General features: G+C 69.4%; 21 protein-coding genes and 1 tRNA gene. 9 read left to right on the forward strand and 13 right to left on the reverse strand.

Annotation, left to right across the window (positions count from 1 at the left end):
• Positions 1 to 81: 81 nt before the first annotated feature.
• The 7 genes from guaA to Q0C38_RS18025 form a co-directional block, all read right to left on the reverse strand.
• Positions 82 to 1,629 (reverse strand): glutamine-hydrolyzing GMP synthase, encoded by a 1,548-nt coding sequence (guaA, locus tag Q0C38_RS17995; protein WP_291298504.1) that lies wholly within the window; start codon positions 1,627 to 1,629, stop codon positions 82 to 84.
• Positions 1,630 to 1,695: 66 nt separating this feature from the next.
• Positions 1,696 to 2,271 (reverse strand): GNAT family N-acetyltransferase, encoded by a 576-nt coding sequence (locus Q0C38_RS18000; protein ID WP_291298505.1) that lies wholly within the window; start codon positions 2,269 to 2,271, stop codon positions 1,696 to 1,698.
• Positions 2,268 to 3,608: an RsmB/NOP family class I SAM-dependent RNA methyltransferase gene (locus tag Q0C38_RS18005; protein WP_291298506.1), complete on the reverse strand. Its 1,341-nt coding sequence runs from the start codon at positions 3,606 to 3,608 to the stop codon at positions 2,268 to 2,270. The genes Q0C38_RS18000 and Q0C38_RS18005 overlap by 4 nt, the downstream gene beginning before the upstream one ends.
• Complete coding sequence (locus tag Q0C38_RS18010) at positions 3,605 to 4,309, reverse strand: haloacid dehalogenase type II (protein WP_291298507.1); 705 nt, start codon at positions 4,307 to 4,309, stop codon at positions 3,605 to 3,607. The genes Q0C38_RS18005 and Q0C38_RS18010 overlap by 4 nt, the downstream gene beginning before the upstream one ends.
• Positions 4,306 to 5,847 carry an IMP dehydrogenase gene (guaB, locus tag Q0C38_RS18015; protein ID WP_291298508.1) on the reverse strand — a complete coding sequence of 514 codons (1,542 nt, stop codon included), beginning with the start codon at positions 5,845 to 5,847 and terminating at the stop codon, positions 4,306 to 4,308. The genes Q0C38_RS18010 and guaB overlap by 4 nt, the downstream gene beginning before the upstream one ends.
• A gap of 90 nt (positions 5,848 to 5,937) precedes the next feature.
• Positions 5,938 to 6,705 carry an RlmE family RNA methyltransferase gene (locus tag Q0C38_RS18020; RefSeq protein ID WP_408870046.1) on the reverse strand — a complete coding sequence of 256 codons (768 nt, stop codon included), beginning with the start codon at positions 6,703 to 6,705 and terminating at the stop codon, positions 5,938 to 5,940.
• A gap of 5 nt (positions 6,706 to 6,710) precedes the next feature.
• Entirely contained in the window at positions 6,711 to 7,772 is a 1,062-nt protein-coding gene (locus Q0C38_RS18025; protein WP_291298510.1) for a Ppx/GppA phosphatase family protein, read from the reverse strand.
• Positions 7,773 to 7,912: 140 nt separating this feature from the next.
• Between Q0C38_RS18025 and Q0C38_RS18030 the strand changes: the two genes are divergently transcribed.
• A tRNA-Gln gene (locus Q0C38_RS18030) sits at positions 7,913 to 7,986 on the forward strand.
• Between the two features lie 23 nt (positions 7,987 to 8,009).
• Here Q0C38_RS18030 and Q0C38_RS18035 read toward each other — a convergent pair.
• Both Q0C38_RS18035 and Q0C38_RS18040 read right to left on the reverse strand, forming a co-directional pair.
• Positions 8,010 to 9,083: an NAD(P)-dependent alcohol dehydrogenase gene (locus tag Q0C38_RS18035; protein WP_291298511.1), complete on the reverse strand. Its 1,074-nt coding sequence runs from the start codon at positions 9,081 to 9,083 to the stop codon at positions 8,010 to 8,012.
• A gap of 98 nt (positions 9,084 to 9,181) precedes the next feature.
• Complete coding sequence (locus Q0C38_RS18040) at positions 9,182 to 10,528, reverse strand: NAD(P)H-dependent oxidoreductase (protein ID WP_291298512.1); 1,347 nt, start codon at positions 10,526 to 10,528, stop codon at positions 9,182 to 9,184.
• Between the two features lie 97 nt (positions 10,529 to 10,625).
• Here Q0C38_RS18040 and Q0C38_RS18045 point away from each other — a divergent pair, with 97 nt between their 5' ends.
• The 7 genes from Q0C38_RS18045 (at position 10,626) to Q0C38_RS18075 (ending at position 17,219) form a co-directional block, all read left to right on the forward strand.
• Positions 10,626 to 11,738, forward strand: coding sequence for an S-(hydroxymethyl)glutathione dehydrogenase/class III alcohol dehydrogenase (locus Q0C38_RS18045; RefSeq protein WP_291298513.1), 1,113 nt, complete (start codon positions 10,626 to 10,628; stop codon positions 11,736 to 11,738).
• On the forward strand, positions 11,738 to 12,019 hold the full coding sequence (locus Q0C38_RS18050; RefSeq protein ID WP_291298514.1) for a hypothetical protein: 282 nt from the start codon (positions 11,738 to 11,740) through the stop codon (positions 12,017 to 12,019). Before Q0C38_RS18045 ends, Q0C38_RS18050 begins: the two co-directional genes overlap by 1 nt.
• Positions 12,020 to 12,150: 131 nt before the next feature.
• Positions 12,151 to 13,065 (forward strand): ABC transporter permease subunit, encoded by a 915-nt coding sequence (locus Q0C38_RS18055; protein WP_291298515.1) that lies wholly within the window; start codon positions 12,151 to 12,153, stop codon positions 13,063 to 13,065.
• Between the two features lie 4 nt (positions 13,066 to 13,069).
• Positions 13,070 to 14,392 (forward strand): high-affinity branched-chain amino acid ABC transporter permease LivM, encoded by a 1,323-nt coding sequence (livM, locus tag Q0C38_RS18060; RefSeq protein ID WP_291298516.1) that lies wholly within the window; start codon positions 13,070 to 13,072, stop codon positions 14,390 to 14,392.
• 59 nt (positions 14,393 to 14,451) lie between these two features.
• The gene (locus Q0C38_RS18065; RefSeq protein WP_291298537.1) at positions 14,452 to 15,264 is read left to right on the forward strand and encodes an ABC transporter ATP-binding protein; all 813 of its coding nucleotides are present in this window, start codon (positions 14,452 to 14,454) and stop codon (positions 15,262 to 15,264) included.
• A 23-nt stretch (positions 15,265 to 15,287) separates the two neighbouring features.
• A complete protein-coding gene (locus Q0C38_RS18070; RefSeq protein WP_291298538.1) occupies positions 15,288 to 16,001 on the forward strand; it encodes an ABC transporter ATP-binding protein in 714 nt (237 codons plus the stop codon).
• Positions 16,002 to 16,115: 114 nt separating this feature from the next.
• Entirely contained in the window at positions 16,116 to 17,219 is a 1,104-nt protein-coding gene (locus Q0C38_RS18075) for a branched-chain amino acid ABC transporter substrate-binding protein (RefSeq protein ID WP_291298517.1), read from the forward strand.
• A gap of 58 nt (positions 17,220 to 17,277) precedes the next feature.
• Here Q0C38_RS18075 and Q0C38_RS18080 read toward each other — a convergent pair whose 3' ends face one another.
• The 4 genes from Q0C38_RS18080 to Q0C38_RS18095 are packed head-to-tail and all read right to left on the reverse strand — an operon-like array spanning position 17,278 to position 20,856.
• Positions 17,278 to 18,018 (reverse strand): Asp/Glu/hydantoin racemase, encoded by a 741-nt coding sequence (locus Q0C38_RS18080; protein WP_291298518.1) that lies wholly within the window; start codon positions 18,016 to 18,018, stop codon positions 17,278 to 17,280.
• Between the two features lie 10 nt (positions 18,019 to 18,028).
• On the reverse strand, positions 18,029 to 19,309 hold the full coding sequence (locus tag Q0C38_RS18085) for a TRAP transporter large permease (protein WP_291298519.1): 1,281 nt from the start codon (positions 19,307 to 19,309) through the stop codon (positions 18,029 to 18,031).
• The gene (locus tag Q0C38_RS18090; protein ID WP_291298520.1) at positions 19,306 to 19,803 is read right to left on the reverse strand and encodes a TRAP transporter small permease; all 498 of its coding nucleotides are present in this window, start codon (positions 19,801 to 19,803) and stop codon (positions 19,306 to 19,308) included. Before Q0C38_RS18090 ends, Q0C38_RS18085 begins: the two co-directional genes overlap by 4 nt.
• Positions 19,804 to 19,845: 42 nt before the next feature.
• Positions 19,846 to 20,856, reverse strand: a complete 1,011-nt coding sequence (locus Q0C38_RS18095) for a TRAP transporter substrate-binding protein (RefSeq protein ID WP_291298521.1) — start codon at positions 20,854 to 20,856, stop codon at positions 19,846 to 19,848.
• Positions 20,857 to 21,152: 296 nt separating this feature from the next.
• Here Q0C38_RS18095 and Q0C38_RS18100 point away from each other — a divergent pair, with 296 nt between their 5' ends.
• A complete protein-coding gene (locus tag Q0C38_RS18100; protein WP_291298522.1) occupies positions 21,153 to 22,142 on the forward strand; it encodes an MBL fold metallo-hydrolase in 990 nt (329 codons plus the stop codon).
• The last annotated feature ends 54 nt before the right edge of the window (positions 22,143 to 22,196 follow it).

The following is a 22,196-nucleotide window of genomic DNA, read 5'->3' on the forward strand; positions in this document are numbered from 1 at the left end:
GGTAATGCTAGATTATCTTTTTATATCAGAGTGTTGTATCGTTTTCCCGGATACTGCGGGATACCCTGGGATGGGCCAAAATCATTCCCACTCGATCGTGCCCGGCGGCTTGCTCGTGATGTCGTAGGTCACGCGGTTGATGCCGCGCACCTCGTTCACGATGCGGCTCGCCACCCGCATCAGGAACGCCATGTCGAACGGGTACACATCCGCCGTCATGCCGTCGGTGCTCGTCACGGCACGCAGAGCGCACGCCTGGTCGTACGTCCGCCCATCGCCCATCACGCCCACCGTGCGTACCGGCAGCAGCACGGCGAAGGCCTGCCAGATCGCGTCATAGAGGCCGGCCGAGCGGATCTCCTCGAGGAAGATCGCATCGGCCTTCTGCAGCAGCGCCACCTTCTCGGCCGTGACGTCGCCAGGGATGCGGATGGCAAGGCCCGGCCCCGGGAACGGATGCCGGCCGACGATCTCCTCGGGAATGCCGAGCTCACGGCCAAGCGCGCGCACCTCGTCCTTGAACAGCTCGCGCAGCGGCTCGACGAGGCCCATGCGCATCCGCTCAGGCAGGCCGCCCACGTTGTGGTGGCTCTTGATCGTGACACTCGGGCCGCCGGTGAAGCTCACGCTCTCGATCACGTCGGGGTAGAGCGTTCCCTGGGCGAGGAAGTCGGAGCCGCCGATCTTCGCTGCCTCCTCCTCGAACACCTCGATGAAGAGGCGCCCGATCGTCTTGCGCTTCACCTCGGGGTCGGTCACGCCGGCGAGCTGGCCGAGGAAGAGTTCCGAGGCATCGCGGTGCACGAGGCGGATGTTGAACCGGTCACGGAACGTCGCCACCACCTGCTCCGCCTCGCCGGCGCGCAGCAGGCCATGGTCGACGAAGATGCAGGTGAGCTGGTCGCCGATCGCCTCGTGGATCAGCACCGCGGCGACGGAGCTGTCGACACCGCCCGAGAGCCCGCAGATGACGCGGCCCGTTCCAACCTGGCGGCGGATCTTGTCGATCTCGGCCTGGCGGAAGCCGGCCATCGTCCAGTCGCCGGAACAGCCGCAGATGCCGTGGGTGAAGTTGCGCAGAAGCTGCGCGCCGTGCGGGGTGTGCACCACCTCGGGGTGGAACATCAGCCCATAGTACCGGCGCGTGTCGTCGGCGATCACCGCGAAGGGTGCGCCCTCGCTCACCCCCACCGTGCGGAAGCCGGGTGCGAGCCGGGTGATGCGGTCGCCATGGCTCATCCACACCTGCTCGCGCGCGCCCTTCGCCCACACGCCCTGGGTCAGCGCGCACTCGTCGGTCACGTCGACGAAGGCGCGGCCGAACTCGCGGTGGTCGCTGCCCTGCACCTCCCCGCCCATCTGGGCGCAGAGCGTCATCTGCCCGTAGCAGATGCCGAGCACGGGGATGTCGAGCTCGAACACGATCGCCGGTGCGCGGGGGGAGTTCCCCTCGTGCACGCTCGCTGGCCCGCCGGAGAGGACGATGCCGCGCGGCGCATAGTCGGCGATGCGCTGCGGGTTGGTGTTGAAGGGCCAGATCTCGCAATAGACACCGCTCTCGCGCACGCGGCGGGCGATGAGCTGGGTGAACTGGCTGCCGAAGTCGAGGATGAGGATTCGGTCCGTCATGGCGGACTGATACAGAAACCCCCGCAAAAAGAAAGCTGTTGCGGCGCCGCTGCTGCCCTGCGGGGCCTACTGGTCTGCGGTGGGGGCGGTGGCGGCGAGAAGCACCGTGATCGGCTCCCAGAGCAGGCCGAGCTGCACCACAGGCTCGCCGGCGAAGCGGATGGTCTGCTCCGCCACCGGCCGTCCGCCGAGATGCTGGTAGAACCAGCGCGAGGGATTGTCGCGCAGCACCCAGAGCATGACCGAGCGGCAGCCAATCGCATTCAGGTGGGCGGCGAGCGCGCGCATCAGCCGGCGCCCCACCCCGCGGTCGCGCCAATCCTCCATCAGGTACAGCGTCTCGATCTCGCCTGCCTCGCGCACCCCAGACCGCGCCCGCCCGCCGGACGCGAAGCCGACGACGCGCGGCGCACCGGCGTCGAGATCAGGCGAGTCCGGACCGGTGGCGACGGCCACGAAGGCCGCATGCCCGGCAGGGGGATAGGCGAGGACGCGCCGCCACTCAGCGGCATGCCGCGTCTCGGACATCTCCGACAAGTATCGCTCCGGCAGGATGCCCGCATAGCTCGACTGCCATACCCCCACATGCGCCTCGCCGATCGCGTCAGCGTCACCAGGGCGCGCGCGGCGGATGGCGATCACGTGGCACCACCCGAGGATGACACCGCGTTGCGTCGCAGCATGGCGGCAAAGAACCCATCGGTGCCGTGCCGCGCTGGCGTGAGCGACAGGAACGGGCCGTCGCAGGGAGGCTCGAAGCGGGCGGAAGCAGCGCCGGAGGCGGCCGCCCAGGCCTCGGCCAAGGGGACGATCGCGAAGGCGGAATGGCGGTCGCAGAAGGCTTTCACCTGAGCCTCGTTCTCCTCCGGCAGCAGCGAGCAGGTAGCATAGACCAGCATCCCGCCAGGTTTCACCAGTCGTGATGCACGGTCGAGGATCATCGCCTGCTTCGCCACGAGCTCGGCGAGATCCTGTTCCACCAACCGCGATCGCGCATCCGGGTTGCGTCGCCATGTTCCCGTGCCGGTGCAGGGCGCGTCAACGAGAACGCGATCGAAACCTTCGGCCGAGCGCTTGGTCCAGCGTTCGCCGGGCTCGAGCAGCCGTCGCTCCACATTGCCGACGCCTGCGCGCCGCAGCCGCTTCACCGCTGCCTCGAGCCGTGGCGCGCTGACATCGCAGGCCACGAGTCGGCCGCGGTTCTGCATGGTCGCGGCAAGTGCCAGCGTCTTGCCGGCAGCACCGGCGCAGAAATCGACGACGCGAAGCCCGGGGCTCGCATCGACCAGCATGGCGATGAGCTGGCTGCCCTCGTCCTGGATCTCGACCAGCCCCTCGCGGAACGCTGTCGTCGCCGTTACCGGCTTGCGGCCCTCGACGCGGAGGCCCCAGGGCGAGAAGCGGGTCGGCGCCGCTTCGATGCCCTCGGCGGCGAGCGCAGCCTGTGCGGCCGCGCGCGTCGTCTTCAGCAGGTTCGCGCGGAGATCGGTCGCTGCCGGCACGTCCATCGCCGCCATCTCGGCGGCAAGGCTCTCGCCGAACCGCGCGGCGAGGTGCGGCAGGACCCAGGCGGGCACGCCCAAGCGCACATCCTCCGGCATCGCGGCGTCGTCGGGGGCAAGGGCGGCGAGCGCGTGCAGCGCCCGGCGCTCGGCGTCGGCGAGCGGTGCTGGGCCGTGCTGCTGGCCTGCGAAGAGGCCGGCCACGGCGTCGGCCCCCTCCCCTTCTGCAATGAGCTGCGCGAGCATCCGCGTGCGCGGGGTGATCGGCGCGCGGGCGCGCTTCAGCGCCCAGGCGAGGCGTGCCTCATGGCGGATGATCGCCCAGTGCCGGTCGGCGATCGCGCGCCGGTCACCTGCACCGATGAAGCGGCGCGCACGGAAGAAGCTGTTGGCAACCTGGTCTGCCGGGGCGTGAGAGGCGCTGTCGGTCGCGGTCAGGAGGTCGATCCCCGCCTGCACGCGGGCGGGGGGCGTCACGGCGCGCGAATTCCTTCCTGATCGGGAAGCAGCAGGGCTGGGAGCCCCGCCAGGTCGGGCAGGATGGTCGCGATCTGGTGAAGCGCGAATTCAGTCGGCTGGTTGATGCGGTTCACCCACACCGTCCTGAACCCGTAGCCGGCAGCGGCACGCGCGTCCCAGGCGTTGGACGAGACGAACACGAGATCGCTCGCATGGCAGCGGAAGGCGATCTCGGCGAGGCGGTACACGCGCGCATCGGGCTTGTAGGCGCGCACGGCATCGACCGAGAGAACGGCATCGAGCAGGCCATCGAGCAGCGCTGACTTCACCGCGGCATCAAGCATGCCGCGCGAGCCGTTGGAGAGGATCGCCGTCGCCACCCCGGCGGCGCGGAGGTCGGCCAGCGCATCCACCACGTCGGGGAAGGCAGGCAGCGAGCGGTAGGCGTCCATCAGCGCGTCGACGACCTTGCCGTCCGCCCCGCCGTTCCAGTTCAGCGCGGTGAGCAGCGCCTCACGCGTGATCGTCTCGAAGTCACGCCAGTATTCGGGGCCGGCGAGTGTCGCGGTCCAGGCGTATTCGAGCTGCTTCTGCCGCCAGAGAGCGCTCGTCGCCTGCCACCCCTCGCCCATGCCGCGGGCGTGCCGCGCCATCGCTGCATGGACGTCGAACAGCGTGCCATAGGCGTCGAAGACGACCGCCCGGGGTGGCGGCGTCATTGCTCCAGCCGGTAGTTCGGCGCCTCGCGGGTGATCGCCACGTCATGCACATGGCTCTCGCGAAGCCCGGCACCGGTGATGCGGCGGAACTGCGTGTTCGTCTGCATGTCGGCCACCGTTGCGGCTCCGACATAGCCCATGCCGGCGCGCAACCCGCCGACGAGCTGGTGGATCACCGCCCCCACCGGTCCCTTGTAGGCGACGCGCCCCTCGATGCCCTCTGGCACCAGCTTGTCGGCCTCGCCCACGTCCTGCTGGAAATAGCGATCGGCGCTGCCCTTCCGCATCGCCCCGATCGAGCCCATGCCGCGATAGGATTTGTAGGACCGGCCCTGGTAGAGGAACACCTCTCCCGGGCTCTCGTCGGTGCCGGCGAAGAGGCTGCCGATCATCACCGCGTCGGCCCCGGCCGCGATCGCCTTCGCCACGTCGCCGGAGGTGCGCACGCCGCCATCGGCGATCGCGGGAACGCCCTTCGACCGGCAGGCCTCCGCCGTCTCGAGCACCGCCGTGAACTGCGGCACGCCGACGCCGGCAACGACCCGCGTGGTGCAGATGCTGCCAGGCCCGATGCCGATCTTGACCGCATCGGCGCCTGCCGCGATCAGCGCCAGCGCTGCCTCCGGCGTCGCGACATTGCCCGCGATCACCTCGACGCTGTTGGAAAGCTGCTTGATCCGCTCGACCGCGCGCAGCACGCCGGACGAGTGCCCGTGCGCGGTGTCGACCACGATCACGTCGGCTTCCGCCGCGACCAGGAGCTCGGCCCGCGCGATCCCGTCCTCGCCAACCCCCGTGGCGGCAGCGACCCGCAGCCTTCCCATCTCGTCCTTGGAGGCGGAGGGGTGTGCGGTCGCCTTCTCCATGTCCTTCACGGTGATGAGGCCGACGCAGCGATAGGCATCATCCACCACGAGCAGCTTCTCGATGCGGTGGGTGTGCAGCAGCTTGCGCGCCTCGGCTGGCGCCACATGCTCGCGCACGGTGACAAGGTTGTCGCGCGTCATCAGCTCGTACACGCGCTGGCCGGGGTCCTGCGCGAAGCGCACGTCGCGGTTGGTGAGGATGCCGACGAGCCTGCCCGTGCCACGCTCGACCACGGGGATGCCGCTGATGCGGTGCATCGCCATGAGCGCGTGCACATCGGCCAGCGTCTGGTCGGGGTGGATGGTGACGGGGTTCACGACCATGCCGCTCTCGAACTTCTTCACCCGGCGCACCTGGGCTGCCTGGTCCTCGGGCTCCAGGTTCTTGTGGATCACGCCGATGCCGCCGGCCTGGGCCATCGCGATCGCCATCTGCGACTCGGTGACGGTGTCCATCGCCGAGGAGACGAGCGGGATATTGAGGCCGATGCGCCGCGTCAGCCTGGTGGCCACGGCGGTCTGGCTCGGCAGGACCTGGGAATAGGCGGGGACGAGGAGGATATCGTCGAACGCCAGCGCCTCCGTGATGCTGCGGCGTGGCCGCGGCAGCTCGGCACCGCGCGTGACCGCTTCGGATGCCGGGAGGGAGGGGGGCGTCGTGTCGGGTGCCATGGTGGGAGCCTTTCGTCCGCAACCTTGGCGGCGTCTCGTAACCCGCGACCGCCTCCGCCGCAAGCGGAGAAGCCCGGCGTCACCTTAAGGTCACCCCTGCGGGGCCTGATCCTGGGTGGGGCGGAAGCCCTGGGCCACGACATAGGTCTCGGCGCTGTCCTTGCGGCTGGCTGGCGGCTTGGCGTGGCGCACCTGGGCGAAATGGCGCTTGAGCATGGCCAGCATATCGCGCTCCGTCCCACCCTGGAGCACCTTGCACACGAAGGCCCCGCCAGGGGCCAGCACCGAGAGCGCGACATCGGCCGCGATCTCGGCCAGCGCCATGATGCGGATATGGTCGGTCGCCGCATGGCCGACCGTGTTCGGCGCCATGTCGGACAGCACGAGCTCAGCCTTGCCGCCAAGAGCCGCCACGGCAGCATCGGCGACGGCAGGGTCGGTCAGGTCACCCTGCATCATCGTGGCGCCGGAGACAGGCTCGGTCGGCAGGATGTCGACGCCGACGATCCGGCCCCCCTCCCCGACACGCTGGACGGCGACCTGCGTCCACCCTCCCGGCGCGGCACCGAGGTCGAGCACGCGGGCACCGCGCCTGAGCAGGCGGAACCGATCATCGAGCTCGACCAGCTTGAACGCAGCCCGCGAGCGGAACCCCTGCGCCTTGGCGGCCTGCACGTAGGGGTCGTTCAACTGCCGCTGCAGCCAGCGTGTGCTGCCTGGGTCACGCTTGCTGGAGGACTTGACCGTGACGCTGAGCATCCGGCCCCCCAATCCTTTGCCTGGCGATCCTTTGCCTGGCGATGCCTTGCCTGGCGACCCAGCGCTGGACCCGGGCGATCCGCCACCTTTCCGTGCCATGCGCCTCAGGCCCCGCTCGGGTGGGGGGCATCGCGGTAGCCATAGGGACGGGCCGGGCGCGGGCGGCGCCGGCGCTCCTCCCTGTCGGACCGCATCATCCGCAGGAGCATGCCCTCGCGCAGCCCACGATCGGCGACGACGATGGCCCCCGTCGGCCACAGTCGGCGGATCGCGGCGAACACCGCACAGCCCGGCAGCACGAAATCGACCCGCTGCGGCCCGATGCAGGGATGCTCGGCCAGCCCCTCGCGCCCCATGGCACGGACGCAGGCGAGCGCCGCGTCGGCCGTGCCGGCCTCGAGCACCTGGCCATCGATCATCGCGCGGCTGTAGCGCTCGAGCCCGAGCGACACGCCGGCCAGCGTGGTCACGGTGCCCGACGTGCCGACGAGCCGCACATCCCCCCGCGCCACCTCGGAGCCGATGCAGTGCACGGCATCGAACGGCAGGAGGGCGGCCATCGCCTCCATCGTCATCGCCGTGAACCCCTCGGCCGTGAACGCCGCGGGTCCCCAGCGCTCGGCCAGGGTGACGACGCCCAGGGGGACGGAGGCGTAGCCGATCAGCGCGATGTCGCCATCGGGCGCGATCCGCAGCCAGGCGAGCTCGGTCGAGCCGCCGCCGATATCGAACAGCAGCGCCCGGCGCTCAGGGCCGGCAAGCAGCGGCGCGCAGCTCTCGACCGCGAGTTCCGCCTCCTCGCGCGGTCCGATCACCTCGAAGGCAAGGCCCGTCTCGGCCCGCACGCGGGCGAGGAAGCCGGGCCCGTTCAGCGCCCTGCGGCAGGCCTCGGTGGCGACGGCACGGAGGCGGCGGACGGGCCGGCGGGTGAGCTTGTCGGCGCAGATGCCCAGCGCGGCGACGGTACGGTCCATCGCAACGGGCGAGAGCGCGCCGGTGGTGGCAAGCCCCTCGCCGAGGCGGACGATGCGCGAGAAGCTGTCGAGCACGCGGAAGCCCGATTGCGTTGGCGCCGCGACCAGGAGCCGGCAATTGTTGGTGCCGAGGTCCAGCGCCGCATAGAGCGGGGGACCCTGATGGTCCGCGAGCAGCGCGTGTGGCGGCATCGGGCTTGCTTGGCACCTTCTGTTGAGGGTGCATGATCGGTCCGTTGCTGCCTGTCCTGCAAGCGTGGTGAGGGGTGGGTCCGGCATGCGGCGGTTGCCGCCCTGCGCCGCCTGTGCTATCCGCCCCGCCTCTGGCGTGATGGGGGATAGTTTAGCGGTAGAACTCCCGGCTCTGAACCGGGCAGCCTTGGTTCGAATCCAGGTCCCCCAGCCACCCTACCAGCCCCCCCTCCCGCCTCAGGGCGTGATCGCCACCTTGAACACGCCGTCGCGCTGGTTGGCGAAGAGGTCGTAGGCCGCCTCGATGTCGTCGAGCTTGAAGCGGTGCGTCACCATCGCACCAAGGTCGACGCGACCGCTCTCGATCACCCCCATCAGCCGCCGCATCCTCTCCTTCCCGCCAGGGCAGAGCGTCGTGACGATCCGATGGTCGCCCAGGCCGGCGGCGAAGGCGCCGACGGGAATGGTCAGGTCTGACGAGTAGACGCCGAGGCTCGACAGCGTGCCGCCCGGGCGCAGCACCCTGAGGCAGGCCTCGAACGTCGCCTGGGTGCCCAGCGCCTCGATCGCGACATCGACGCCGCGGCCATCCGTCAGCCGCATGATCGCCTCGACCGGGTTCTCCTTCGAGAAATCAACCACATGGTCAGCGCCCAGCCGCCTGGCCATCGCCAGCCGCTCGGGCAGGCGATCGACCGCGATGATGGTGGACGCTCCCATCAGCTTCGCCCCCGCCGTGGCGCAGAGGCCGATCGGGCCTTGCGCGAACACCGCGACCGCATCGCCGATCTGGATCTGGCCGCTCTCCGCCCCCGAGAAGCCGGTCGACATGATGTCGGGGCACATCAGCACCTGCTCGTCGGTCAGCCCGTCAGGCACGGGGGCGAGGTTGCCCATCGCGTCGGGCACCAGCACGTACTCGGCCTGGCAGCCGTCGATCGTGTTGCCGAAGCGCCAGCCGCCCATCGGCCTCCAGCCATGCTTCGTGCCGGCGCCATCCTGCGAGCACCGGCCGCACTGGCAGGCGTTGGAGGTACCCGATGGCGTGATCGCCCCGGCGATCACCCGCTGCCCCTCGCGATACCCCATCACGGCAGAGCCGAGCTTCTCGATCACGCCCACCGGCTCATGCCCGATGGTGAGCCCCTTCGCGACAGGGTACTCGCCCTTCAGGATGTGCACATCGGTGCCGCAGATCGTCGTCGTGGTGATGCGGACCAGCGCGTCGAGCGGCCCGACATCGGGGACCGGCTTCTCGTCGAGCACGATGCGGCCCTTTTCGGCGAAGATCGCGGCCTTCATCATGGGCATGGTCCATCCCTCCCGGCAGTGGCGTTGCCGGAAGGTGTCGCACGCTCAGCCTTGCGGGGAGTTGATCGAGAGCAATGCCCCGCCTGCGCCGCGCGGCGTCACGCAGCCCGCCGCGTCTCCCCCGCCTCCATCGCCCGCCGGTAGGCCGTCGCGGCATCGTCCTTGGCCTGGACGTCGGCCCAGGTGACGACAGCGCCGGCCGCCACGGGGCGGGTCAGCGCCACGCCGTGGGCGAGCCCGATCGGCACGCCACCCAGCGCGAGCGACCGCGCGGCCGGCACCACCTTGCCCCACACCGTGGCCCCGCCCTCGCCGTCCAGCATTTCGCCGGGCTTGAGCGCGCGCTTGGCCACCGCCACCACATCCGCCCGCCAGCCCTCCGGCGCGCCCGTCGCCTCGCCCCGGAGTGCGGCGGAGGCGACCGAGATGCCGAGTTCGAGCCCGATGAAGTGATAGGGGCGATAGAGCGCGCCGTAGCGGCCAGACGGGTCGGTGTGCACGCCGTATTCGGCAAAGCACCGGCGCACATAGGCCGTGTCGCCCTCGAACACCGCGTACACGCCCCAGCGCAGGTCACGGAACACCCCGCGCCCGTCACGCTCGATGGAGGAGACAACCTCCACCATCCCCTTGCCCGCCAGCACGCCCCCCTCTGCCTGGGGGCGGAGGATCAGCGGCAGGTCATCGACGCCGCAGGGCGGGAACAGCAGCCCATCCTCTGGCGCGGCAAGCCCGGTGGCATTGGCGATCGCGGCCATCTCGATGCCGCTCTTGGTGCCGTCCATGAAGGAGTTGAACATCTGCGGGTTCATGCCGCCCGCCGCCGCCGCCTCCGGGCTGATCCCGTAGTGGCCCCAGACGGTTTCGGGGGTCGAGGCGTGGTAGGCGGGCAGGTACTTCGTTCCCTTGCCGGCAGCGACGATGGGAAAGCCAGAGGCGCGCAGCGTATCCACCATCTCGCAGACCAGCGCCGGCTGGTCGCCATAGGCGAGCGAGTAGACGACGCCGGCCTTCGCCGCCTCGGCTGCAAGTGCGGGGCCGGCGAGGACATCGGCCTCCACGTTCACCATCACGATGTGCTTGCCCGCGGCGATCGCGGCACGGGCATGCGCGACGCCGGCCGAGGGGTGCCCCGTCGCCTCGATCACCACATCGATCCGCGGGTCGGCGACCATGGCCATCGCGTCCTCGGTCAGCCAGGTCGTGCGGGCGGCGATGGCGGCATCGAGGCCCGCGGCATCCGCCTGGCCGGCCGCCCAGCCGATGCGCGTGAGGTTCGCCCGCGCGCGGGCGGGGGCCAGGTCGGCGATGGCGGCGACATGCATCCCCGGCGTGCGGGGCACCTGGGCGAGGAACATCGAGGCGAACTTGCCGCAGCCGATCAGGCCGATACGGATGGGCGCGCCCGCGGCTTCGCGGGCACGCAGCTTGGCGTGCAGGTTCATTGTGGTCCTCCCCATGGCGGTCGTCGCTGCCGCACCCTATCGTGCCGCCCCGCACGACGACAGACCACCACACACAGACCCTGGGGGACAGAGAGACATGAAGACACGCGCCGCCGTCGCCTGGGCAGCAGGCAAGCCGCTCACGATCGAGACGATCGAGATCGGCGGGCCGCAGGACGGTGAGGTGCTGGTCGAGGTGATGGCCACCGGCGTGTGCCACACCGATGCCTACACGCTCTCGGGCGCCGACCCCGAGGGGCTGTTCCCCGCCATCCTCGGCCATGAGGGTGCTGGCATCGTGCGCGAGGTGGGTGCCGGCGTGACGACGCTGAAGCCCGGCGATCACGTCATCCCGCTCTACACGCCCGAGTGCCGGCAGTGCAAAACCTGCCTCTCGCGCCGGTCGAACCTTTGCACGGCGATCAGGGGCACGCAGGGCAAGGGGCTGATGCCCGATGGCTCGTCGCGCTTCCGTTGCGAGGGCAACGCGGTGTTCCACTACATGGGCTGCTCGACCTTCGCGAACTTCACCGTACTGCCCGAGATCGCGCTCGCCAAGGTTCGCGAGGACGCGCCGTTCGACAAGATCTGCTACATCGGCTGCGGCGTGACGACGGGCATCGGCGCCGTGCTGTGGACAGCCAAGGTGTGGCCCGGTGCGAACGTCGTCGTGTTCGGCCTGGGCGGCATCGGGCTCAACGTGATCCAGGGTGCGCGCATGGTGGGTGCCGACAGGATCATCGGCGTCGACCTCAACCCCGCGCGGCGCGAGCAGGCGATGAAGTTCGGCATGACCGACTTCATCAACCCCGACGAGGTGGGCCGCGACAAGGTGGTGCAGGCCATCATCGACCTCACCGGCGGTGGGGCGGATTTCTCGTTCGAGTGCATCGGCAACACGACCACGATGCGCCAGGCGCTCGAATGCTGCCATCGCGGCTGGGGCGAGAGCATCATCATCGGCGTCGCCGCCGCCGGCCAGGAGATCAGCACACGCCCGTTCCAGCTGGTCACCGGGCGGGTGTGGAAAGGCACCGCCTTTGGCGGCGCGCGCGGGCGGACGGATGTACCGAAGATCGTCGATTGGTACATGGACGGAAAGATCGACATCGACAGCCTGATCACCCACACCATGCCGCTCGAGGAGATCAACACGGCGTTCGACCTGATGCACGAGGGCAAGTCGATCCGCTCGGTCGTCGTCTACTGATGGATGTCCCCGCTTTCACCGCGAGCATTGCCGGCGAGGCGCCGCCTGTTGGTGGCGCGCTTGCCGCCCTCTGGTGGGACGCGAAGGGCAACTGGGAGCAGGCGCACAGCGTCGCCCAGGCCGGCGACGATGCCGCCCATGCCTGGGTCCACGCCTACCTGCACCGCAAGGAGCATGACCTCGCCAACGCCGCCTACTGGTACCGCCAGGCCGGCCGGCCGGTCGCGGCCGGCGACCTCCAGGCGGAGTGGCGCGCGATCGTGAGCGCGCTGCTCAACTGAGGGGCTGATCGCGACATAGTTGCGAAGCGGGCGGGGTTCTGCCATTCGATTGTATCGGAAGGCGTCCGACCGAGCGGCGTCGCGAGGGTTCCAGCGACCCGGAAGGGTCCAGCAACTGGGGGAGACCGGGCGTGGACTACGCGCTCCAGCAGCTCGTCAACGGGCTGACGCTCGGAATGATCTACGGGCTCATCGCCCTCGGCTACACCATGGTCTACGGCATCATCGGCATGATCAACTTCGCCCATGGCGACGTGTTCATGATCGGCGCCTTCGTCTCGCTCATCTCGTTCCTGCTGCTGGGTGCGGGCGGCATCACCGCGGTGCCGATCGCGCTCGTGCTCGTTCTCGCGATCGCGATGTGCTTCACCGCCCTCTACGGCTTCGCGGTGGAGCGGATCGCCTACCGCCCCTTGCGCGGCAGCTTCCGGCTCGCGCCGCTGATCTCGGCAATCGGCATGAGCATCTTCCTGCAGAACTTCGTGCAGGTGAGCCAGGGCGCGCGCGTCAAGCCGCTCGAACCGGTGGTGCGCGGCGGCTTCGTGCTGCACCAGGAAGCCAGCTTCAGCGTCTCGATCTCGATCATGCAGATCATCATCATCCTCACCACGCTGGTGGTGCTTGCGGTGTTCACCCTCGTGGTCTCGCGCACGCCGCTGGGCCGGGCGATGCGCGCCTGCGAGCAGGACCAGCGCATGGCGAAGCTGCTCGGCATCGACGTTGACCGGACGATCAGCCTCACCTTCGTCCTCGGCGCCGCACTCGCTGCCGTCGCGGGCATGATGTACCTGCTCTACTACGGGGTGATCGACTTCTTCATCGGGTTCGTCGCAGGCGTGAAGGCCTTCACCGCAGCGGTGCTCGGCGGCATCGGCAGCCTGCCCGGAGCTGTCCTGGGCGGGCTTCTCATCGGCCTGATCGAGACGTTCTGGTCGGCCTATTTCTCGGTCCAGTACAAGGACGTCGCGGCCTTCTCGATCCTCGTGCTGACACTCGTGTTCATGCCGTCCGGCCTGCTCGGCCGCAACGACGTCGAGAAGGTCTGAGCGCGTGACCGAGGCGATCCGGAAGCCACCCGCGAACCCGTATGTCGCGCTGCTGAAGGATGCGGGGCTTGCCGCACTCGTCGCCCTCGGCGTCGGCGCGCCGCTGCTTGGCATGCAGACGGTGCCAGGCGGGCGTGGGCTCGCGCTGATCCCGCGCCCCGGGCTCCTGCTCGCCACTGTCGCTGCCGTGTTCGTCGGGCGGTTCCTGCTCGGCCTGCTGTTCGCCAACCGCCGCAGCGCCGCGCGGCGCGAGGCGGAGGCGCCACCACGCATCGGGCCTTCGCCGATGGCGCGCATCGGCAAGCTCGTCGCACCGGGGCTGCTCGCCTTCTCGGTGCTGATGCCGGTCATCCCCGGCATCGGTCGCTACGAGATCGACCTCGGCACGCTGGTGCTCACCTACGTCATGCTGGGCTGGGGGCTGAACATCGTCGTCGGCCTCGCCGGGCTGCTCGACCTCGGCTATGTCGCGTTCTACGCCGTCGGCGCCTACGGCTACGCCATCATGGCGAAGTTCTTCGACCTGTCGTTCTGGGCGGCCCTGCCGCTCACGGGCCTGTTCGCGGCCACCTGGGGCATCATCCTCGGCTTCCCCGTGCTCCGCCTCAGGGGCGACTATCTCGCCATCGTCACGCTGGCCTTCGGCGAGATCATCCGCGTGGTGCTGCTCAACTGGACGACGTTGACGGGCGGGCCGAACGGGATGAGCGGCGTTCCACGGCCGACCTTCTTCGGCCTGCCCTTCTCGATGGCGGGCGGCGAGGGAACCTTCGCCGGGTTCTTCGGCCTCGAGCCCTCGGCGCTGCACCGCGTCACGTTCCTCTACTACCTGATCCTGGCGCTGGCGCTGCTGACCAACTTCGTCACTATCCGCCTGCGCCGCCATCCGGTTGGGCGTGCCTGGGAAGCGTTGCGCGAGGATGAGATCGCCTCGCGCGCGCTGGGGCTTTCGGTGGTGGCGGTGAAGCTCACGGCATTCGCGACGGGGGCAATGTTCGGCGGCTTCGCTGGCGCCTTCTTCGCCACGCGGCAGGGCTTCATCAGCCCCGAGAGCTTCACCTTCATCGAGAGCGCGCTGATCCTCGCCATCGTCGTGCTCGGCGGCATGGGCAGCCAGCTTGGCGTGGCGATCGCCGCCACGCTGATGATCGGCGGGTTCGAGGTGTTCCGCGGGCTCGAGGAGTTCCGCATGCTCGTGTTCGGGCTGGCGATGGTGGCCATCATGGTCTGGCGCCCGCGCGGGCTGGTCTCGGGCCGCGAACCGTCCGTCAGCCTCGGCAAGCGCGGGACCATCGGGTCGGAGCACGTGGCAGAGGGCAAGGGGTGAGCGCGGTAGCAAACCCGGGGGCGAACGGAGCGCCCATCCTCGCCGTCGATGGGCTGACAATGCGCTTCGGCGGCCTCGTCGCCGTCGACAGCCTCGCCTTCACCGCCGCGCGCGGCGAGATCACCGCCATCATCGGCCCGAACGGCGCGGGCAAGACCACGGTTTTCAACTGCCTCACCGGCTTCTACCGGCCCACCGGCGGCAGCATCGCCGTCACCCACGCCGACGGCTCCCGCTACCAGGTCGAGCGGCTGGCGCAGCACCGCATCGCGCGTGATGCGCGCGTCGCCCGCACCTTCCAGAACATCCGCCTGTTCGGCGGGATGACGGTGCTCGAGAACCTGATGGTCGCGCAGCACAACAGGCTGATGCGCGAAGGTGCGCGGCTTCCGCTCGCCCTGCTCGGCTTCGGCCCCTTCGTGAAGCGCGAGGCGGCAGCCATCGAGCGTGCGAAATTCTGGCTCGATCGGACCGGGCTGACCGCCCGCGCCGACGACGCCGCAGCCGCCCTTCCCTATGGCGCGCAGCGGCGCCTCGAGATCGCGCGCGCGATGTGTACCGAACCCCAGCTCCTCTGCCTCGACGAGCCCGCCGCCGGCCTGAACCCGCGCGAGAGCGAGGAGCTGAACGACCTGCTCCGCTTCATCCGCGACGATGGGGCCGACGGGCAGGGCTGCTCGGTGCTGCTGATCGAGCATGACATGTCGGTGGTGATGGCGATCAGCGACCATATCGTCGTGCTCGACTACGGCCGGAAGATCGCCGATGGCGCACCCGCCGAGATCCGCGAGGACCCGAAGGTGATCGCCGCCTATCTCGGCGTCGAGGAGGAGGAGGCGCTCGCGGTCGACGCGGCGCTGCACCAGCAGTGACGGCATCGGCAACCAGTGGGCCGCTGCTCTCCGTCGCGGGCGTGACCACCGCCTATGGCAGCATCGTCGCGCTGCGCGACGTCGCCCTCGAAGTGATGCCGGGCGAGATCGTCACACTCATCGGCGCGAACGGGGCCGGCAAGTCGACCCTGATGATGACGATCTGCGGCAGCCCCGCGCCGCGGGCGGGCAGCATCGTCTATGACGGCGAGGACATCGCCGGCGCGCCGACGCACCTGATCATGCGCCGCGGCATCGCCCAGTCGCCCGAGGGGCGGCGGATCTTCCCGCGGATGACGGTGCTCGAGAACCTGCGCATGGGGGCGGAGGTGCTGGCCGGCGCGCATTTCGAGGAGGACCTCGAGAAGGTCACCGCGCTGTTCCCGCGCCTGAAGGAGCGGCTCACCCAGCGCGGCGGAACGCTCTCGGGCGGCGAGCAGCAGATGCTCGCCATCGCGCGGGCGTTGATGAGCCGGCCGCGGCTTCTGCTGCTCGATGAGCCTTCCCTCGGCCTTGCACCGATGGTGGTGCGGCAGATCTTTTCCGCGATCCGCGACCTCAACCGCACGACGGGGCTGACCGTCCTGCTGGTTGAGCAGAACGCGTTCCATGCGCTCCGTCTCGCCCATCGCGGCTACGTGCTTGTCAACGGCTCGATCACCATGAGCGGCACGGGGGCAGAGCTCCTGGCGCGGCCGGAGGTGCGGGCGGCCTATCTCGAGGGCGGGAGGGCCTGAGGGGAGACGGCATGAAGGGGCCGCAGCGCTTTCCCATTTCCCATGCGCCGCGGCATTCACTAGCATTCGCACCAGGTCGCCCGCACGCGGCCGACACCACGGAGGGAGACGACAATGTTCCGCAGAACGCTCGTCGCGGCAGCAGCCGCAGGTGCGCTCGTCGCCGGCAGCGGCCTCGCCCAGGCACAGATCCGCATCGCCACCGCAGGCCCGATGACCGGCCAGTACGCCGCCTTCGGTGCGCAGATGCGCGCCGGTGCCGAGCAGGCCGTCGCTGACATCAATGCAGCCGGCGGCGTGCTCGGCCAGCAGCTCGTGCTCGAGATCGGCGACGATGCCTGCGACCCGCGCCAGGCCGTGTCGGTGGCCAACAGCCTCGCCAGCCGCCGCGTGCAGTTCGTCGCCGGGCATTTCTGCTCGGGCAGCTCGATCCCCGCCTCGAAGGTGTACGCCGAGGAAGGCGTGCTGCAGATCAGCCCGGCCAGCACCAACCCGCGCTTCACCGACGAGGGCGGCTGGAACACGTTCCGCGTCTGCGGCCGTGACGACCAGCAGGGCCTGATTGCCGGCCAGTTCATCGCCAAGTCATTCCCCGGCCAGCGCGTCGCGATCCTTCACGACAACTCCGCCTACGGCAAAGGCCTGGCGGACGAGGTCAAGAAGAACATGAACGCCTCGGGCCTGCAGGAGACGATGTACCAGGCCTATGTCGCGGGCGAGCGTGACTACTCCGCCCTCGTCAGCCGGCTGAAGCAGGCCAACATCCAGGTCGTCTATTTCGGCGGCTACCACACCGAGGCAGGGTTGATCGTTCGCCAGATGCGCGAGCAGGCGGTCAACGCGGTCGCCATCGGCGCCGACGCGCTCGTGACGAACGAGTACTGGCAGATCACCGGCGGCGCCGGCGAAGGCACGCTGATGACCTTCGCCTCCGACCCGCGCAACCGCCCGACGGCGGCCGAGGTGGTGGCGAAGTTCCGAGCAAAGAACATCGATCCCGAGGGCTACGTTCTCTACACCTACGCCGCGATCCAGATCTGGGCCGATGCGGTGAGGAAGACCGGCGCGACCAATCCGCAGCGCGTGGCCGCCACGCTGAAGTCGGGCGGACCGTGGCAGAGCGTGCTCGGGCCAATCACCTTCGACGGCAAGGGCGACGTGACGGTGCCCGACTACGTGTTCTACGTGTGGCGCAACGGCACCTATCGCGAGATGTGAGCCGACCCGCGACTGGCTGACGCGAGGGCCCGGGGAGCGATCCCCGGGCCTTCTTCATTCAGGACAGGCTACGCGCGAACAGGGTGCCCCAGCGCGGGGCCAGCGGTGCGGTGTCGAACCCCGCCATGCGCAGCGCCGACCAGAGCGGCAGCGTGGTCGCATCGTAGACAGGGATGCCGTGGCGCCGTTCCGCTTCGGCAACGACGAGGGCGGCGGCGTAGTTGGTGCACCAGGTGATGATCGCGTCGGGCTTCGCCGCCGCCACCACGTCGACCTGGGCTGCAATCGTCGCGAGCGGGGCGGAGGCGTAGGAGAGGTTGTCGGTCAGCCCGAGATGGCTTTCGGCCACCGTCTCGAGCCCCCATGTGGAAAAACGCGCGATCAGGCGCTGCTGGTAGCCCTCGGCATACGGCGTGACGAGGCCGAGGCGCGCCACGCCGGTCGCGCGGAACACCGCATCGAGCGCGAGCGTCGAGGTGGTGGCGGGAATGCCCGTCGCCTCGGTGATGGCGGCGACCAGCGCGCGATCATGGTCGATGCCGATCACGCCGCCCTTCGAGCCGTTCCACAGGATCACGTCGGGCTTCGCGTCGGCCAGCAGGCGGGCGGCGCTGAGCATTCCCTCCATGTCGTAGCTGTCGGGGAACGGGTCGACCGCGCCGCGCACGCCGATGCGCGCGTAGTGGGTCGAGACCGCCGACGCCCCTGCCATCAGCGCTGCCGTCACACGCTCCACCACCACATTGGCGGATGGCGTGATCACGCCGAGCGCGTGCGTGAATCCCATCGCGTCAGCCATGCTTGCCCCCTCAGAACCCGGCCGCGCGCGGCAACGACAGAACGATCTCCGGCACGAACAGGCAGAGCAGCAGCAGCGCGTACATCACCAGCACGAATGGCCAGACATGCCGCGCGATCTCGCCCACCGAGATGCGCGCGATGCCGCACACCACGAACAGCACGACGCCCACCGGCGGGGTGAGCATGCCGATGACGAGGTTCAGCACGAACAGGAAGCCGAAATGCAGCGGGTCGATCCCGTACGCCACCGCGATCGGGTGCAGCAGCGGCACGAGCATGATGTAGGCGGCGTTGCTCTCGAGGAAGCAGCCGACCACGAACAGCACCACCTGCACCAGCAGCATGAACACCAGCGGATCGGTGGTGATGCCCTTCAGCCAGGCCGCCAGCTTCATCGGGAACAGGTCGATCGTGAGCATGTAGGTCACGGCCGAGGCGAAGGCGATCATGGCGCCGACGACGGCGGTGGTGACGACCGTCGCACCAATCGCCTCGGGAAGGTCCGAAACCTTCAGGCGACGCGTGATGAAGAAGCCGATGACGAGTGCGTAGACCACCGCTACGGCGGAGCCTTCGGTGGCGGTGAAGGCACCGCCGATGATGCCGCCGATCACCACCACCGGCATCATCAGCACGATGAACGATCGGCGGAGTTCCACCAGCACGCGGCGAGCGCTGAACGCTTCCCCCGTCATCGGCAGGCCGCGCAATTTCGCGATGATTGAGCAGAGCGCCATCATCAGTGCCACGAGCATCAGACCCGGCACGACGCCGGCGAGGAACAGCCCGCCGATCGACACGGTCGAGCCCGCCATGAAGGCGTAGACGATCATCGCCCCGGACGGCGGGATGATCGGCCCGAGATTGGCGGACGCCGCGATCACGGCGGCGGAGAAACCCGTCCCGTAATGTTTCTGCAAGGGCCGCAGCATCGTCGAGCCGAGAGCGGAGGCATCGGCCACCGCCGCGCCCGACACGGTGGACAGCCCCATGCCCGCGAGCACCGTGACATGCGCGAGCCCGCCGCGCACACGGCCGATCGCTGCATTCGCGAGGTCGATCAGCCGTTCCATGATGCCGGCCTTCAGCATCAGCTCGCCTGCCAGGATGAAGAACGGGATCGACATCAGCGGGAAGGCGTTCACCGCGTTCATCATGCGCGTGGGCAGCATGTTCAGCGGAAAGCCGCTTTCGAGCACGCCCGCCACGGCGCCGAGGCCGAGCGCGAAGGCGAGCGGCATGCCGCACAGCGCCGCGCCGAAGAACACGAGCATGATGAGGACGCTCACAGGCGCTCGACGCCCCCATGCTGGTCGGCCGGCGCCTGCGAAAGCCCGAGCGCCGTGGCGAGGAAGTTCGCCGCCGACACGGCCATGCCGCCGATCACCGGCACGAGGAACCACGCCGCCGAGAGCTCGACCGAGATCATCCGCTCGTCCCACTGCTCGAGCGTGATCATCACGGCCTCGTAGGACACCAGCGCCGAGAGCGCGGCGCAGCCCAGCATCACTGCCCGCCCCAGGGCCGCGCGCGGCAGCGCGGGCAGCGCATCGGCGACAAGGGTGATGCCAATATGCGCGCGCGCCCGCACCGCGACCGCGATGCCGAGGAACACCATGGTGACGAAGGCGAGCCGCGAGATCTCGTCGGCCCAGCCGAGCGAGCTGTTGAGCCCGTAGCGCGCGACGACCTGCGAGAACACCACCACCACCATCGCGCCGACGACGGCGACGAGGAAGGCGCGGATCATCCGGTCGATCGCACCGAGGACGGTATCGACCACGTGCATCTCAACGTCGCGACGGCGCCCGATCAGGCGAGGACATCAGGCTCCGGCGCGCGCCACCTCCGCCTGCACGCGGTCGACCAGATCGGCGCCGACGCGGCCCTTGATGCCGTCGACCACGCCAGCCGTCATCTGGCGCATCCTGGCGAGCTCGGCCGGCGGAAGGATGTCATGCTGCATGCCGCGGGCAAGCAGTCCGGCGAGCGCATCCGTATCCGACTTCGCCGCGTTCTCACGCTGCGCCTTGATGGCAGCGTCCATCGCGGTGCGGATGATCTGCTGCTGCTCGGCCGAGAGCGCGCCGAAGGCACGGCGGTTCGCCACGATCGAGATGAAGTCGTAGAAATGGCCGGTGTTCGTCAGGTGCTTCTGCACCTCGAAGAAGCGGCTCGCGAAGATGATCGAGTGTGGGTTCTCCTGCCCGTCGACCACGCGCTGCTGCATCGCGGAGTAGAGCTCGCGCACATCCATCGCCACCGGGTTGGCGCCGATCGCGCGGAAGGTGGCGAGATGGGTCTCGTTCGGCTGCAGCCGGATCTTGAGGCCGCGCAGGTCATCGACCGTCTTGACCGGCTTCTGCCCCGTCGTCACGTGGCGGAAGCCGAGTTCCATGTAGCCGAGCGAGATGAACCCCTTGTCGGCCATGCGCCCGTCGAGCAGATCGCCCACCGGGCCGTCGACCACCTTGAACGCCGCCTCGCGCGTCGAGAACTGGAAGGGCAGGCTGATCGCCTCGAGCTCGGGCACGGTGCGGCTGAGGAAGGCCATGCCGACCCACGTCATCAGCAGCGTGCCGGCACGCACCTGGCTGACATTCTCCTGCGCGCCGCCGAGCTGCATCGCGGGGAAGGTATCGACCGCCATGCGTCCGCCGGAGAGGCGCGCGATGTCGGCCTTGAACCCCTCGATCGCGACGGAGGAGGAATGCTCCACCGCGAAATTGCCGGCGATGCGAAGTCGCGTGGTGCCCTGCGCGCGCACCGCGGGGGCGGCGAGCACGGCGGGGGTGGCGGCGAGGGTGAGAAGGGCGGTGCGGCGGCCGACGGTCATGAGGCATCTCCCGGTTTCTGGCCCCCCGCGAAGCGGCGCGAGGGTGCCGGGCACCCGGGATGCAGCCTTCGTGCCAACCCCACCCTCATTCGGCGACGGGCGTCTGCGCCTGGCACTCGCCCCACGGAGTGGCGCAGGAATCGGCATCTGCCGCCCGGATGGACGCGCTTCCAGCGCGCGCAGTCGTGTCGATGGCAGATGCATCTCAGGGATGCACCGTTCTCAGCGCATGCTACCGTGCTCGCGCGGCGCGTCCGGGCAAGCGCTGACGAAGCAACAAGACCAGTGAGGAAACAATGGATCATCACATCGACCAAAGGCTCGGCCGCCGCGCCGCGTTCGGCGTGCTGGGCGCCGCGGCGACGCTGCCGCTCATCAGCCGCACGGCAGAGGCCGCCGCCCCGATCACCGGCATCCGCCAGCCCGACTGGTACCGCTTCAAGATCGGCGCCTTCGAGGCGACGGTGCTCCAGGATGGCCCGCTTGCCCTCGGCGAACCCTCGGTCGGCTTTCCCCAGCACCCGAAGGATGACCTCACCACCCTGCTCCGCAGCAACTTCCTGCCGACGAATACGCTGACGCTCGACCAGAACTGCCTGCTCGTGAACACCGGGAGGCAACTCGTGCTGTTCGACAACGGCGTCGGCGTCACCCGCCCGTTCGGCCTCGGCACCGGCCTCCTGCTGTCCAACCTCCGCGCCGCCGGCGTCCAGCCGGAGCAGATCGACGCGCTGGTCATCAGCCATGCGCATATCGACCACTGCTGGGGCATCATCGGCGCCGATGGCAAGCCGAACTTCCCCAATGCGCAGGTGTTCCTGTCGAAGGCCGATTTCGACTACTGGGCCGGCGACGAACGCCAGGGCGCGCAGGGCTGGATCGGTGAGTTTGCCCGCGGCGCGCGGCGCAACCTCGCCCCCGTGCGTGACCGCATCACCTTCGTCGAGGACGGCAAGGAAGTCGTACCGGGCGTCGTCGCGGTGGCCGCACCCGGCCACACCGTCGGGCACACGGTCTATGCCATCCAGTCCGGCAACAGCCGGGCGATGTTCATCGGCGATCTCGCGCACCACAGCGTGATCATGCTGCGGCGGCCGCAGATCGAGTTCGCCTTCGACACCGACCCGAAGGTGTCAGCCCAGTCGCGCCTGCGGATCCTCCGCCAACTCGCGCAGGAGCGGATGCCGCTGATCGCCTATCACTTCGCCTTCCCTGGAATCGGCCATGTCGCGGCCGAGGGCGAGGGCTTCGGCTGGTACCCGGCCCCCTGGGGCACGGATCTCTGATCACTGCCACTGCCACTGGCACTGCCTGCGCCGTCGAGCACCCGCTCGGCGGCG

Source organism: Elioraea sp., from assembly GCF_022842375.1.
GTDB lineage: Bacteria > Pseudomonadota > Alphaproteobacteria > Acetobacterales > Acetobacteraceae > Elioraea_A.